The organism is Muribaculum gordoncarteri, from assembly GCF_004803695.1.
GTDB lineage: Bacteria > Bacteroidota > Bacteroidia > Bacteroidales > Muribaculaceae > Muribaculum > Muribaculum gordoncarteri.
The window spans coordinates 132,106-147,367 of the sequence record NZ_CP039393.1; the positions used below are offsets into that span (position 1 = coordinate 132,106).

17 protein-coding genes are annotated in these 15,262 nt (G+C 37.0%); 1 reads left to right on the forward strand and 16 read right to left on the reverse strand.

Annotation, left to right across the window (positions count from 1 at the left end):
• Nucleotides 1–414 precede the first annotated feature (414 nt).
• Complete coding sequence (locus E7746_RS00605) at nt 415–813, reverse strand: FKBP-type peptidyl-prolyl cis-trans isomerase (RefSeq protein WP_136409499.1); 399 nt, start codon at nt 811–813, stop codon at nt 415–417.
• Nucleotides 814–824: 11 nt separating this feature from the next.
• Nucleotides 825–1,211: a rhodanese-like domain-containing protein gene (locus tag E7746_RS00610; protein WP_136409500.1), complete on the reverse strand. Its 387-nt coding sequence runs from the start codon at nt 1,209–1,211 to the stop codon at nt 825–827.
• Between the two features lie 181 nt (nt 1,212–1,392).
• Between E7746_RS00610 and E7746_RS00615 the strand changes: the two genes are divergently transcribed.
• Nucleotides 1,393–1,656: a hypothetical protein gene (locus E7746_RS00615; RefSeq protein WP_136409501.1), complete on the forward strand. Its 264-nt coding sequence runs from the start codon at nt 1,393–1,395 to the stop codon at nt 1,654–1,656.
• An 89-nt stretch (nt 1,657–1,745) separates the two neighbouring features.
• Here E7746_RS00615 and E7746_RS00620 read toward each other — a convergent pair whose 3' ends face one another.
• From E7746_RS00620 to E7746_RS00685, 14 genes are all read right to left on the reverse strand, one after another.
• Nucleotides 1,746–2,501, reverse strand: a complete 756-nt coding sequence (locus tag E7746_RS00620; protein WP_123395416.1) for a glycosyltransferase family 2 protein — start codon at nt 2,499–2,501, stop codon at nt 1,746–1,748.
• A gap of 263 nt (nt 2,502–2,764) precedes the next feature.
• Nucleotides 2,765–3,841 carry a glycosyltransferase family 4 protein gene (locus E7746_RS00625; RefSeq protein WP_123395138.1) on the reverse strand — a complete coding sequence of 359 codons (1,077 nt, stop codon included), beginning with the start codon at nt 3,839–3,841 and terminating at the stop codon, nt 2,765–2,767.
• A gap of 5 nt (nt 3,842–3,846) precedes the next feature.
• The gene (locus tag E7746_RS00630) at nt 3,847–4,947 is read right to left on the reverse strand and encodes a glycosyltransferase (RefSeq protein WP_136409502.1); all 1,101 of its coding nucleotides are present in this window, start codon (nt 4,945–4,947) and stop codon (nt 3,847–3,849) included.
• 14 nt (nt 4,948–4,961) lie between these two features.
• Nucleotides 4,962–6,026, reverse strand: a complete 1,065-nt coding sequence (locus tag E7746_RS00635; RefSeq protein WP_123395140.1) for a glycosyltransferase family 4 protein — start codon at nt 6,024–6,026, stop codon at nt 4,962–4,964.
• 87 nt (nt 6,027–6,113) lie between these two features.
• A complete protein-coding gene (locus E7746_RS00640; RefSeq protein ID WP_123395141.1) occupies nt 6,114–6,455 on the reverse strand; it encodes a hypothetical protein in 342 nt (113 codons plus the stop codon).
• 251 nt (nt 6,456–6,706) lie between these two features.
• Entirely contained in the window at nt 6,707–7,030 is a 324-nt protein-coding gene (locus E7746_RS15355) for an acyltransferase family protein (RefSeq protein ID WP_123395142.1), read from the reverse strand.
• 152 nt (nt 7,031–7,182) lie between these two features.
• Nucleotides 7,183–8,268, reverse strand: a complete 1,086-nt coding sequence (locus E7746_RS00650; protein ID WP_168184267.1) for a polysaccharide pyruvyl transferase family protein — start codon at nt 8,266–8,268, stop codon at nt 7,183–7,185.
• A gap of 27 nt (nt 8,269–8,295) precedes the next feature.
• Nucleotides 8,296–9,510: a Coenzyme F420 hydrogenase/dehydrogenase, beta subunit C-terminal domain gene (locus E7746_RS00655; RefSeq protein WP_136409503.1), complete on the reverse strand. Its 1,215-nt coding sequence runs from the start codon at nt 9,508–9,510 to the stop codon at nt 8,296–8,298.
• Complete coding sequence (locus E7746_RS00660) at nt 9,510–10,454, reverse strand: glycosyltransferase family 2 protein (RefSeq protein WP_136409504.1); 945 nt, start codon at nt 10,452–10,454, stop codon at nt 9,510–9,512. Before E7746_RS00660 ends, E7746_RS00655 begins: the two co-directional genes overlap by 1 nt.
• A gap of 28 nt (nt 10,455–10,482) precedes the next feature.
• Nucleotides 10,483–11,601: an EpsG family protein gene (locus tag E7746_RS00665; RefSeq protein WP_136409505.1), complete on the reverse strand. Its 1,119-nt coding sequence runs from the start codon at nt 11,599–11,601 to the stop codon at nt 10,483–10,485.
• A 53-nt stretch (nt 11,602–11,654) separates the two neighbouring features.
• Entirely contained in the window at nt 11,655–12,596 is a 942-nt protein-coding gene (locus E7746_RS00670) for a glycosyltransferase family 92 protein (protein WP_136409506.1), read from the reverse strand.
• Between the two features lie 3 nt (nt 12,597–12,599).
• The gene (locus tag E7746_RS00675) at nt 12,600–14,135 is read right to left on the reverse strand and encodes a lipopolysaccharide biosynthesis protein (RefSeq protein ID WP_136409507.1); all 1,536 of its coding nucleotides are present in this window, start codon (nt 14,133–14,135) and stop codon (nt 12,600–12,602) included.
• Between the two features lie 737 nt (nt 14,136–14,872).
• Nucleotides 14,873–15,118 (reverse strand): hypothetical protein, encoded by a 246-nt coding sequence (locus tag E7746_RS00680; RefSeq protein ID WP_136409508.1) that lies wholly within the window; start codon nt 15,116–15,118, stop codon nt 14,873–14,875.
• Nucleotides 15,069–15,215, reverse strand: a complete 147-nt coding sequence (locus tag E7746_RS00685) for an oligosaccharide flippase family protein (protein ID WP_238337275.1) — start codon at nt 15,213–15,215, stop codon at nt 15,069–15,071. The genes E7746_RS00680 and E7746_RS00685 overlap by 50 nt, the downstream gene beginning before the upstream one ends.
• Between the last annotated feature and the right edge of the window lie 47 nt (nt 15,216–15,262).

Genomic DNA, 15,262 nt, shown 5'->3' on the forward strand with positions numbered 1-15,262 from the left:
AGTTTGTACTATCATTCAGTTCCAAGCGAATAAACGAAAAGCTCCATACGCAGTTATTTTTTAGTTTTATAGTGTTTGAGTCTGCTGCTTTGGAGCTTAATAGTTCTGTATCTTTATCAACGGCATTGAAATTTCTGCCATTTTTTGATTTTGCGGTTGTTATAATGCAAAATTACGAATAATTTCCGAGGCGTCAATTGAATGTGTTGAGAAACATATTATGTCCTTATTAATCACGGCCAGTTATTATGTTGAGGGCAAAGAGTATCGGGTGATTATCTTTGGGTGATTGAGAGTGAATTCTATTGAATAAAGGTATCTAAATGTATTTAGAATGAAGGTATGTATCGAGGCTGCCGGGGTGCGTGGTTGGCGCTTCGGCAGCCTCGTGTAGGCGTGGGGGAGAGGAGGGGGTTACATGACTCCGTGTAGCTCAATCTCGAATATGAGGGTTGAGCCGCCGGGGATGCCAGGCTGGGATAGGCGGCCATAACCCATTTCGGCAGGGAGGTATATTTCCCATTTGTCGCCGACATGCATTTGCTGCAGGGCTATGATCCATCCTTGAATCAGCTCACGCAGTCGCATGGCTACGGGAGCGCCTCCCCGGCTGCTGTCAAATTGCTTGCCGTTGATTGTGCGTCCGGTGTAGTGGACGGTCACGACGCTGTTGCGATTGGGCGAAGGGGAGTCGGGGCGGCCACGTTTCAACACTTTATAGTAGATGCCCTTGTCGATAGGGAGTACGCCGGGTTCATTGGCCTTGTTTTGGAGCCATTCGCGGTTCTTTATGATATACTCTTGTTTAGCCATCGGAGTCTACGTTATTCGGTTGTAACGGGGAGTCCTTGTCGGTTCCAGCTCAGTATGCCGCCTCTCATGTCGTAGACGGTCAATCCGAGTTTCTGCATCTTCTCGGCAGCATTGTGACTGCGGCGTCCGCTGCGGCAATAGATATAGTAATGCTTTGTCTTGTCAAGCTTCTTTATGCCTTCGTCAAATGCCGGCTCGTCAAGAAAATCAAGCAATTGTGCGTTTTTAAGATGCCCCTCGGCATATTCCGACGGTTTGCGCACATCAATCACGACAGCCATCGAGTCGGTGTTTACGGCATCGTTGAATTGCTGCGGAGAGAGTTCGTTGACATCGGAGGCCGAGCAACTTGTGCAGATGCCCAATGCGGCCAATATCGCCATGAGTATACGTTTCATAATTTTTCGGTTTTTATTGATGTTTTTGGGTTCACGCCATCAGCGCTATTACAAATTTAGGCATTTTCGTTAAATCGCGCTTACTGTGGGGGAAATATTTTGTTGTTGTGGTTGTTGCCTGAATTTACTATCTTTGTTGAACGTGAAAAAATTGAAAACTGATCAAATAATCCATTTATCCATGAAGAAAGAACGTGCAGCTATTGCTTTGATGCTTATCGTGACATCCTTAATGCTCAATGCCCGCGAGATCATAGACTTGAATCGTGACTGGCGGTTTCATCGGGGGGATTCTAAAATGTGGCAATCACCCGATGTCGATGATGGCGATTGGGAAGTGATCAATGTGCCTCATAACATAACGAGCGAGGCGGATGACGACGGTAAGTTCGGTGCGGTAGGTATAGCTGAGGCTGATGGCTTTTGCAGGTATAATATTGTTTGAACCGTTCGACGATGCGGTAAATTCCCTTCGTAGAGTGTGTAGAGGAAACTTTGATACAGGGATTATATTTTTATAAAACTAGCGAATGGCTATTTAATGAATTTTAAAACGCCATGGAATAAATATTGAAACATGAAATATGAAGCTACGACAGGTTTAACACCCTCTATTTTTCTCAATATTATCCATTGATTTTTGATCATATTGAATTTATTAGATGATCGGCTATTCGGTTGCTCTCGATAAAGGGCTAAAACTTGCCCAACATTATATGCGATGACTTCTTTCTTAAGAATGTCCAGCCAAAAGACAAAATCTTCCTTTGGAATGTGTTTGAATCTCGTATCGCCTATTATTTCCCTCTTAATCAATGCTGTTAAGCACGGAATTGTGCATGTTTCTATTACATCCCAAAAAGAAGCAGACTCGGGCATCTTTACTATTCGATTATTCCTTTCCCCTAAATGATTTATTTTTTCATAATCTGAATAAATGAAAGAATAATCATTATTCTCTATAAACTGAATTTGTTGTTCAAGTTTATTTGGTAGCCATATGTCATCGGCATCAAGAAATGCTATGTATTTTCCACAAGCATTGTCTATGCCAATATTCCTTGGCAAAGAAGGAGAACCGGATTTCTCATTAGTCTGGAAATACTTAATTCTATGATCCCGATCAGCATATTCCTTTATTATTTCAGGAGAGCTATCATTGGAACAATCATCTATAATTAACATTTCCCAGTTTTGAAATGACTGATTTATGACTGATTCAATAGCGGTTACAATAGTCCTTTCCGCATTATAACATGGAGTAATAATGCTCACGAAACTTTTATTCATTATCATGAAAATCTAATTAGCTAATAAAAACTGAATAGGTTATAAATCCCAATTGTAGAATCGATTTTCGTTGTAACCCATTTAAAATAGGACTTTACCAATAATAGGCTGATGCTTCCTGATAGAGCCGTCCTCTCCTGCAGCACTTATATATATGACATCAACAACAAGTCGTTCAAGCAACAATTCCAACTATTACGCTGCGTATCTGATTCCCGCCGGTAATGGGATAAATGAAATGAGATGATATAACCAAAAGTCTTTTATTCAGAGGCAAGTAACTTCTCCCATTGTTTCATTATATAATCCGGGGCATATTTCGAAGCTCTTTGAAGCCCCCTTTTTGCATATTTTTCTCTTAATTCCAAATTCTCCGCCATAGATAATATAGCATTAGAAAGCTTATCAACATCTTCCGGCGGAATAAGTATCCCGACCTCCCCTTTTAATAGTACCCCAGGACCTTCAGGGCAATCAAATGACACCACAGGAACTCCTTTTGCCATAAATTCTAATATAGCCATAGAAAATCCCTCAAATCGAGAAGGCACAACGGAAAAAGCATACCGATCATAATCAATATCATTGGAATATCCCATCAATTTAATTATATGCCCGCACTGATTATTCTCAATTAAACCGGTAAGATATTCCTTCTGGCTACCATCGCCATATATATGGATTTCCCAACCGTCCATCCTATCCTTTATGGTGGCAACTGCATTTATGAGCAAATCAAATCCCTTTTGATTCTCCAGCCTTCCTACGCATAGAATTCGGCGCGAACATGAAATGCCTTTGGAAATTTCGTCATTAATCTTGAACGGCACCATATTTGGAATCGTTTTAGCATCAATTCCTTTTCTTATGAATTTATTGGCATCTTCATCAGTTAATGTTACAACATTCTTCATGCTTTTATATATCATTAGCCGCAATTTAAGCACGAAATAATTGGTGTAAAGTTCATATTTAAAATGTTCGCATACGATGGTTTTATTTGCATATCCGCATAGCCATAAGAATAGTGCAGGCAATAATCCTTGAGCGATAAATAAATCTGAAGAATCTGACTTGAGAAAATTTTTCAGTTTTCTAAGAATTAGGAACTGGGTAAGAAGACGCTTTGCCATTTGTTGCTGCCTATTGTATTTCCCTTTCAGGAGACCGAGAGTTTCCACATTATTGTCCAGCAAATATGTCAAATTAGGATTCTCCTGTATAAGGGATACGACTTTAATATCGTATCCTCTGCTTACCAATTGATTGGAAAGATTTGCAGTGACTCGTTCCATTCCTCCTCCTTGGGACATATCGGTGATAAAAAACGATATTTTCATTGTTTTTATGATAAGATTGATTCGTACAAAGCAAGATATTCCGATGCCATCTTTTCACTTGTGAAATTTAGCGCTTGGCTATAGCCGTTTTCTATTTTAGAATTTCTATAATTATCGTTCTCAAGCAGTTGTTTTAGTATGATAGTAAGTCTTTCCACATCACCTGGTTCAAACAAGAGATCCTGATCTCCAATCACCTCTTTAAGTCCGGGTACATTTGTTCCTACCGATGGAATGCCTGCTGTCATATACTCTGCTGCCACAAGCCCAAAACCATCCCAATAGGAAGACAAAACTCCGACATCACAACCCTTAAGAATGGTTTCCGGATTTGTGACATTGCCTAATAAATGCACACGATGCTTCATATTAAGAGCTTTTGTCGAAGCTTCAATCTGAGTTTTTAAATAACCATCACCACAAAAGACAGCGTGGACATTATTGGGTAGATTCTTTATTGCTTTTATTAAGGTAATAGGATCCTTCGGATGCTCCAAACGTCCGACCATTACAATATATTTATTGCCGTCAGTACATCCAACATAATCTTCTAAATTGTTTATCGCATTTCTGTATTTGTTTATGTCTATGCCATTAGTTATAGTAGTTATCTTATTGATGAGTCTGTCATTGTCAAGCCACTTTACAAGAGAATCATAAACAGGTGGCGATATGCACACTATTTTATCATAATTGCTGTACATCCACCGGTCAAAATATTTCAAAAGTTTATAATTACGCCTGTTGTTCCATGTACTATGTTCAGTTGTAATTACCTTCGGGATATTATTCGGAGATTTTAACATTGATGCCAATGCCCCATATAATTGTTCAGGGAATTGATGCACATGAACAATGTCGTATTCCCGCATAGTTTTTATCAGACTCTTAAGCTGGCGATAAGTATATCTATTTGATGTTGGAGAAATGAAAGTCCTTACTCCAATGTCCTCATATTTCCCTGATGAATCGATCAAGTGTGGCTCATTGCACATCGATAATTGATCAACATTATGTCCTCGGGATGTACAATATTTAGAAAGTTCATAAACTATCGACGCAACACCCCCAATTGCAGTAGAACCTGTAAAATGTAAAATTTTCATTGGTTATTATGCTTTTATAAAATGTTTTCCCATTGCGACTTTATTGCTTCGGGACTATATCTTTTCAAAGCATCAATTCGCGCCTTTTCACCTGCGAGTCTAAGAGTATCAATGTCCTTTAATCTCAGCTCAATCTCTTTAGCTAAAGCATCAATGTTTTCCGAAGGCACAAGCCATCCGTCGATTCCATGACGGATTACCTCACGGGGCGAATTCGGACAATCGAAACATATGCTCGGGAGGCCCATTGTTTTTGCTTCAATCAAGACCAGGACAAGGCCTTCATATCGTGACGACAGCACAAAACATGACGCATTTTGAAACTCCTCAACGATATTGGGGGTTGACGGTTTGAAAATCACGGAATCTGAAATACCCAGTTTCTCTGCAAGATCAATATTGTCTTCTTTAAGCTTTCCGTCGCCAACTATAGTCAGCAACCATCCCTGAGGCTTTGACTTGGCCCAAGCTTTTAGTAAAAGATCGAATCCTTTTTGTTCGGAATGTCGCCCGACGGCAAGAAGCACCTTATTTTCTATTCTTGAAGGATTGTTTGATCCTATAGAGGTAAAATTGGGTATCACGATTATGTCAGGTGCCTTTTTCTTTCGATAATCAACGGCATCAGCTTCTGTCAGGACTACGGTCTTGTCAACAAACCATGGTGCAACTGACTTGAATAATGTCCCCGCCTTTGAGCCGGCAAATATATTAAAGTGTTCCCAACCTATATTTCTTATCCCGAGTCCGATAATTGCTGGAGCTGAAATCCGTATGAGAGGTGTCGCAACAGTAATTATAACCTCAGGGTACAACTCTTTACATATTTTTCTGAATAATCGGATATTTCTTATATTCAGACTTTTCAGTGATGAGAAAGTTTTATTGAATGAGGAGTTTAATGACATTATTTTGACTTTTGGCGAAACTGCATAAGGACATTCCTCAGCTTTGAACAGGTCAATAGTGACGATAGATACTTTATAATCTTCACTAAGCAAATTGGCCAACTCTACAGTCATTCGCTCAATTCCGGCACGATTCCTCAACGCCTCACAAAATAGCAGTATTTTTTTCATATTATTTATTTTCTCCAAGAAAATATATTCTACAGAATCTACTTTTTTTCATCACAGAGATAATTGTAAGGCATAGAATGATAACGATTATATTATAGGAGCAGTTACAAGATTGAATAAGCCCCATGAAACATTGGAAAAGTTGAGAGTCTTCATCATGAAGTGTTCTAAAAGTATTGCCTGAATAAGATATATTCCTAAGGTTTCAGAACCCCATCTAGATATATACTCCCCATATTTTGTATCATTATATTTCTGTCCGATACCTACAAATAACGAAATTACTGAAAGAGAACCAAAAATTCCCATTGTTATTATATATGCTTGAATTGACAGGTAAAAGCCTATTCCCGGCGATTTTATGTATTTATGCAGCCTTAAAACAGGATATGAAAACATTTCGTAATCATCAAAGCAGAACAATATCATATAGCATATTAGACATACTAAAAAAATTCTTATCCAATATTTTTCAATATATTATACTCTATGACTATATAAGTAGGCTCCAACCAAAAAGGATGGATACATTTCATTTACTTTATAAGCAAACACAAATTGACTAATGACTAGTGTAAGAATAATTCCAATAGTTACGTTTGGCATTTTTCTACATACCCAATAAAGCAAAGAGAAACAAAATAGGCTCTTTAAAAACCAATAACACCTGACAAGAGTCCCTACGTAACTGCCCCCTCCTCAACAAAATAACACCATGAGATGCCAAACAATACACCGAATGAGATTGACGGTACAATTAACCTTTTCCATTTCTTTGCAACAATATCAGAAAACTTTAGGTTAAATATTTTTGATCCAAAATAACCTGAAATAGCCATAAACAATGGCATGTGGAAAGAAGAAACAAATCGATATATGATGTTCTCTTTAATATCATAACTGTAATTCTGCAGGTGTAAAATGCAATGGCCATATACGACAAGAAATATGGCAAAGAGTTTAATGGCGTCAAATGCAAGTAACCGCTTATTATTCTGACTCATAGTTTTGATAATAATGTGAAATAATTTAAAGCTCTAAAATGGGAATGGGTTGATTTAACAATACATTACTCTGATAGAACACTAAACCAGTTATTTGAAATTTCGAAAATTTCTTTAACCCTTCTCAAACCAGGATAACTTTATCCATATCATTATGATTGAAATATTTTAGTTATGTATTGGTATGCTTTTTCACGTAGGGGCCCCAATTTTTCATTAACGCCAATATAGTCAATTGAATTAGAGAATATCTTATCAATTGAGTTATCTTTACTTACGAGTCGATCAGTGAGGCCGTAAGGCTGAAGCATTGAAGTGAGTTTTGGCAATGCAGATTCTCTGCCGATAGTAGCAAATTGACGTTCGGTAATAATGGAGAAAATGGTACCATGGAATGTTTCTGATATTACCAAATCCGCATTCTTGAACCAACTGAACAGTTCGAGCGGAGTTGGAATTATTGCCCTGTCGCACCAGTCATATCTTGACATAACGCATATTAGTTTTTTTCCGGTCCTCTTTGCAAAATCTTTGATTGCTTTAATTTCTTTCTTATCGTTGATACGATCCGGATAGGAATAAAGTAGAATATAATTATTCTCGTCCACAGGACCCGAATTGACAATCTCTTGTTTAAAACCGTAAGCCAATACAGGATCAAGATTTATTTCGGCTTCTCGTCCCGTCAAATTCTTTACTATCTTATGGGAGTTATCATCTCGAACAGAAATATATTTCATCCTGCGAAGACTTTTTGCAATCTCTTCTCCAATACCGAGCCTAAATATGTCTTGAAGTTTTGTTCCTCCGAAAGAAGCTGCGTAGCTGACAACTTCTTTTGCTTCTTTAATATTTCCATATAGTTGGGTTGTGAAACCCCATGAAGTGGATTGACAACAATGAAATACTTCATCACTGCCAACTACTGCTAAGTCTACCGGAGGATAGTAGGGATAGTCTTTCAGCCCTAATTCTTTCCAAGCTTCTTGAAGTTTTTTTGATACCTGCTTCATAAAGCATAGAGTTTTTCTTTTCTCTATAATTCTTCCGGCAGCAATAATCTTCAACAAAGCTTTCAAACGGCTCAGATAGTATGGGAATCCTGAAGATTGGTAACCCTTAAGGTTTTTTCCTCTTATGATGTCAATATATTCGACAGATGTCGCACCCTGTTGTAGCAGTAACTGTTTTAGGGCATAAGCTTGAAGATAGGAGCCATAGTTTATTACTCTTTGCATAGAGAGGATCCCGACTTTTTTCATCGATTAATGGGAAATAAGTTTAATACCTAATTTATAGCTTATCAGATTCATTATCCGTTTTGGAATAGTGAGCAACCTGTATGGCTTAACAATGTGGTTGAAGGTCTTTTGTAAAGGCTCATCCTTACCAAGAGCTTTTAATAAATGTCGATAGATTAATGGGAGAGAAGGACATTTTTTCATTTGCCCTTCCACACAAGTGTTAGTTGCAATAGGTGAAAGGTTGCATTGTTTTAACTGTTCCAGAATTTTTGCCCCATTTTCCGTGAAGACAATCACTGCATTAGTGCCTAGGTTTTCATCTTTAAAAGTTTTCCCCCATAAATCTCCTATCCGGATATCCGCAGATGATAAAAAACACTTGTATTTGCAACTCTTATAGCAACACTTATTGAGACAATAATTGCTTAAGAAAAATTTATAGAATAAATCTCCGCCCTTCCATCGGGATTGGTAGAAGTGTTTTTTTTCCAATATGTTGATATTATATGAATTATGCCAGTCAATGTCATTGGATTCAACAGGGTCAACATTCATATTCCATGAATCGTGCCAACCATTTGTTTTATTTCTCCAAGAAACAAATCCTGCTTTACCTATTTCTTTTTCTACGTTGTGAAGATAATCGCGCCATAACAACATAGATGGGACTCCATGACAGAAAAAATCGAGCAATATAAAATTATCTTCTATTTTGAGATGCCGGATATATCGTCGGAATGAGTCAATCTGACAGGGAGTGCCTGACACAAAATACTTTTCTTTCCTTGATATTTCAGAGAATGCCGTTTGTGAAAAACTTTGTATATACTTGCTGCCAATGGAGGGAGTATATTCTTCCACAGAGGAGGCTATGAAATGTTCAGCTCGTTCATTACTTATATCATATCTTACTCCACATGCCTTATATCCTTTTTCGATTAAGAATCTTGCTATTTCAAAACCGACACCACCGGAAGAACATCTCTGCCTAATAATGTCATTCTTGCTATATCCGGCATAACTTTTAGGAATAGCATTTTGAAGGGAAAGTTCCTTATGATTGAAGGCACATACTTTTAGGCATAACTCACAGTTTATGCATTTTTCTTCATTGGAGATTTGTGGAGAATAGAATCCTCCAGCATTTTCTTTAAGATTGATTATCTTAACAGGACAGACGGCTGTGCATACTCCGCATCCGTAGCAGTCTTTTAGTTTACCAATGTTGTTCTTCATTATAAATTCCTTAAATATCGCTTTACTTTCCGATATATCCCAAAAAGAAAAAGCACCGAGTAATCAAACAGGGGAAGTTTGTTCTCCTGTTTCCATAGGTTAAAACAATGTTGCCTTACCTCCTCAGAACTGAATCCCCTGCTTTTCTTGATTTGATTCATTCGGAAACCAACTATTAAGTTTCTATACAAACCTTTGGCATATCCCAATTCTTGCAATCGGGAGAAAACAATCTTAGACTCTTCAAAAGCTTTTCCTGAAGCATAAAGTCGGGGTGTTACAGTTGTGGAGGAACGCCGGAAATAATCGAGTTTATCTGGGATTTCCACTGTCTTTCCCTGGTTAGCAATTTCAACCCAGAAAAGATAATCACCTGATGCTTTTAGCTTAGTGTAATCCTTGGGAATCTTTGATATGATATCTTTACGAAAAATGGCAGAACTTGCGTTTAATAAATGGTTGCCAATAAGCATATTTTCTCGGATAAACTGCTTAGAGGAATATTTACGGATATATTTAGATTTACTTATACTTTCATAACCTAATGTTTTGCCATCTTCATTAATTAGGGTAATTCCTGTAGCGGCAAGAACTACTCCTTTATCACCGGCAATAGCATTAATTAAATTTTTGAGAAAATCAGGATGGGCAATATCATCGCTTTCGGCTATCCAGATGTATTCACCTTTTGCTAAAGAAAATCCTTTTTGCCATTGCTTGAACGTGGAGCCGGAATTTTCTTCGTTATATACTATTTGTGATATTCTGGGATGACTACGATAAACTTCGATAACCTCTTTTGAATTATCCGTGGATTTGTCATCCAGAATAATGACTTCAAAATTATCATAGGTCTGGTTCAATACACTGTCAATCCGCTCCTTTAGAAAAGGGGCATGATTGTAGTTGGGAATAATAATACTAACAAGTGGATATGAATTCATTCCTTTACTTAAAAAAAGTAATCGATATTTATCTGTTTAATAAGGTTTTATTTAAATACTCACGCTCAATATGTTTTGCTGAAAAAATTGAGCAGTATGGATACCATAATGTATATCTTTTATACATTATATATGATGAACCATAAGAAATAGCTATAATAATAATAATAATAGTAGCATAGTTGCGGATAATATATCTTTTAGACCGTAAAAGATCAACGATTATTGTTGCTATAGATAGGCTAAAGAATAGTATAAAGTAATTTGTTAGTCTACCAAATATAATTGGATTAAAAAAGCCTAATAATCCAATCAAGGAAAAGATAGCTATCATATTTTCAAAAGGCATTTTGCGTTTAAGACCTTTCTTAATCATTAACGCGAATGTAGTAGGAATGATAAAAGATCTTAATAAATTCATTAAATCAGCGAGAAGTCCATGAGATGTTTCATCTATATATGAATTGATAAGATCAATTGATAAGATTGATGATATATTTATAAGGAGATTCCTAAAATTTAAAACAAGTAGTAATTCTATAAATACCAAGAAAATGAATACTGCATTGAATCGTATCCAACGCAAAAATGGTATAATTACAAGGAAAATGGCGGATAAATGAAACATAAAACATAAAAGAACACCAGTGTAGTAACTAAGCCATCTCCTATTGATAAGATTTTTATAATTTAGTGAAAAAATAAGGACAGCTATAGATTCTCTTAGTATCTCGGTCGAGAAATAAAAATAACAAGTTAAAAATATTATACCAAGAGATGTATATACATATTTGGTATTATTTTTAATAAATAAAAATAACAATGTGTTCAATAGCGCTGAATGGATTAATTGAAAAACATAAAAGTCAGGTGATATACTTTTTCCTAAAGAGCACAAAATAATATAACCGGGTTGAAATTTATCATTAAATGATAATTTGTATTGTGACAATGGAACTCTCCAATCATAGTCTCCCATATAATTTATTGTATCTCCACCTACCTCATAGCGCAATCCAATCAATAATATCAAGTAAACAAATAAAAAAAGTAACCCATATTTTTCCCATATGTCATTCTTTCTGTTTATGTCATATTTAATAGACGAAAGAATCGTTAAAACAAACGGAATAATATAGAGTAGCATTTACGTTTAATTTTGTTCTAGGTGTCTTAATTTATACATATACGTCTAACCCTTTATTTCAAAAATATCAGCCAGCGCTGAATCGAGAAGTCTTTGCAGATATTGCGCAATTCATGTTTCTCAAAACGGCCTTCTCCCTTTCTAGCTTTTTTATTTTGAGCGCTAGTAGAATCCCCCTTTATAAAATCTTTAAATCTATAAAATTCGAGTGAGCGACTCCAATAATGATTGATGTAAGCAACCTTATCAACGCCAAGAGAAGAAACAAAATGGGTGGAGCGATAAGGACTCTTGTTGGCAAGCACTCCAAGAATCGGGAATGAGAACAGTCGTGATGTATGAAAATGTACACTTACAGAGTGGGAGGGGAAATTATTATTAATAAATCCTTTACCGGTAGAACTAAGATTTGCCCAAGCCTGTGTATAGCGTTCGATGGTAAATTCATCAGGATTTTCTTTCAGATGACCGGAAGTACCAAACATTCGCCAATTTAGATATACCGATGGGAAATTTTTATATTTGTCAAGTAAATCTTTGAGGGAGTCGTATTTGATTAGGTTTATATACTCATCAGCATCAATATAGCCTAACCATTCTGTTTCTGTATGAAATGTTTCATAGCAATGACGGTAAGCTTTAACTTGTGCATATTTTTCAGGGAAATCAATAAGCGTTACTTTACCTTGTGCAATATATGGAGATAATACTTCCATAAAGCGGTCGGAAGAGTTATTATTATAGAGATAAAAGTGATCTACTCCAATAAGAATATGATAATCGATCCACTCCTTGAGATATGGCTCTTCATCCTTGAATATCAGGCATAATGAAACTTTGTGTCTGAATTCATGTTTGGTAGAACGGAGTCTATGAATAAGAGATAATGTGTATGACACAGGCGCATACAGCAAAAGAGGTAACTTATATTTGACAAATTCACTGATAGGTTTTGGGATAGGCTCGTTGTTTAACTGATAATGCTGAATTTTCATGATTTATCGAATGAATATCGTTTTTACTTTTCTAATTACTGTTTGTCTTTTATCGTTATCTAGAACAACCCCCCATACTGTAATCACAAGTAAAAGCTCAAAAATGAGTGTTGACCCCAATAAGCCAATCCAGGAATCTGAGAAGGATATGTAGGAGCATATAGCAGCAGCTATTCCGCAAGAGAGAAGACTGACTACAAGAAGAGGGAGTAGCACTTTGCGTACTACTATACCAAACGAAATGCCGACCCGAGACAAAAATAATAGGCGTGTGAATGTAATCATCACTTCTACTAATAGTTTTACTATGAATGCTGATATAGGGCCATATGAGAGTCGGAATAGAATATAGCATATTACTATGTTGAGAAAGATTTCTCCGCTGAGCCAAAGCTGATATGATTTTATTTTGCCAGTGGCGAATATGGCTGTGTCAATAGGGCCTCCTAATGCAACGAACAACATCTGCAAAAGAGTTAATATGCTGAATATGCTTGCAAATCGAGGTACATCATTACCAAGCCATATCGTAAGTATAAAATCGATGTTCCAACATAGAGGAAACACAACAACAAGAGCAAGGATATAGGAAAAGGTTATTATGCCGAACGTGAGAGAATGAAACCGTGCGGTATTGCCAAGTGAGTAATTTTTCACTATCTGTGGGTCGAATGCTTTCTGTAGATTGCCAATAAGGAGGTTTATAGCCCCCCTAATCTGAGTCGCTATACCGAAAGCGGCATTGACAACTACATTAAAAAAAATATTTAGCAGGACATTGACACCTTGATTAGCCGTCATCGAGGATAGACCGCCAAAAAGATTCCATCCGGAAAATACTGCTATCTCTTTTGCCTGTTTTCTATCCCAGCAAAGACGAAACTTACAGCAGGAGAATCGTCGATGACAATAAATAATATAAATGAGAAACTCTGTAACATAGAGAACTAGATTCATTGCTCCGTACCAGATTAATTTATTGTCAGAAATATCGCACTTCAGCATTATAGTAATAACCAATAGGACAATAACCTCGAAAAATGCGATATAGGCATAAAACGACATCTTTTCATGAGCAATCACAATCGATTCAAATGGCTTTTGAACAAGTTGAAATACAAGGCTTAAAATAGTTAATTGGTATAATAGTTCCACGGAATTGGCACTTTCCGGAGGAAAGTTCATCTTGTGCTCTACAAACCAAAGACCTGCAGTCTCAAGCACTATAGTAAGCAATATGCTCACAATTAGTATAAGCTCAAAACTTAGATTGAAGATAGAGGTGAGTCGGTTTCCACCCTGTCCCATATCGTAGTTGAGAAATCGTTGTGTAGAAACTACTATGGGAGCACTTATAAATTGAAAAGATATCACAAACGATGCAAGCAGATTCCATACTCCATATTCCTGTACTCCCAATGCCTCAAGAAGTACTCGAGCTATGTAGAATTTGACAATCATAACAACTGCCATGCGAAAATATAAGAATATAGTATTCTTGGCTATACGTTTATTATTTCCGGCATTTATATTGCTCATGCAACTGTACAATTATTCCTTAGAGAAAATATTTAAAGTTATTGAGGTATAGGGATGGTTCAATAAATTGGGGTTTATGATTCGGTCTGGATTTATGTTAATTAGTCTATTCCTTCCCATTGTGTATCTGGAATTGTACGACCTTTGCCTTTGTATTGCCATTTCATGCAATCTAATCCGAATCGGAGCATCTCTTTTCCTAATGGAGAGAGTCCATATTTGCTTCCTCCGGTATTTACGTCATCAGCATCGTATTCACCTACATCAATTACTGTTTCACGAATAAGTCCATTTGCAAACAGAATCTCTGTCGATGACGGTTCGTAATAATCTACTGTATAATGATATAATTTTTTTATCGAGATATGTTACATTTGCAATTATCCAGCAATGACGAAGGTAATTTGACCTAGAAATATCTCCTCTTATATTAATGACGCAATATGTTGGCAAGAATAACTGTTTTATTTATGTTGTCAATTCTTTCGATAATATCCATCATGGATTCGAAAAATGATTCTTGATTCATTTTGTCAATCTCACGAATTATTCCGTCAAGAAGCCTCGTGATGTTTAACCTTGAAGCATGTCCTGAGCAATGTTGACAGTGTATTGTATGCCTTTCAGTATATCTCTTTTTTTATTAAAGATGACCGTTTGAAATTTAATTTGCAAACGGCTTGATTCGACTAATCCGTTACTATTTCTTTGTTGAATTCCAGCGCCAGGCGGAATGCTTAGCGGTCGTAGGGGGCGAGGTTGGGGCGTGTGGAAAGTTCCGCTATAATGCGATTGTTGAGCTCCATCTTTTCATCGAAGTCGAGCACAGTCGGGAACAGGGAGCCGATGAAGCGGCGATAGTTGCGGAGTATCAATGAGCCAAGCGTCGAGAGGTCTTCAACCCGGTTATGTTCATACCATCCGCGTTTCGTTTCATTTGCCTTGTCCCCAAGTTCCCGGGAACTGTGCGAACTGGTGAGCATGTGTGTAGTAACCAAGGTCGGCTGTTCGGAACACTTTGCCGATTACTATCAGGCAAACATTCTGGTATATCGTATCGATGATTCCGCTTATCGCCAATTTGGATCCGAAACCGAATTGTGTTTCAGTGATTCGGGCATGGCGGT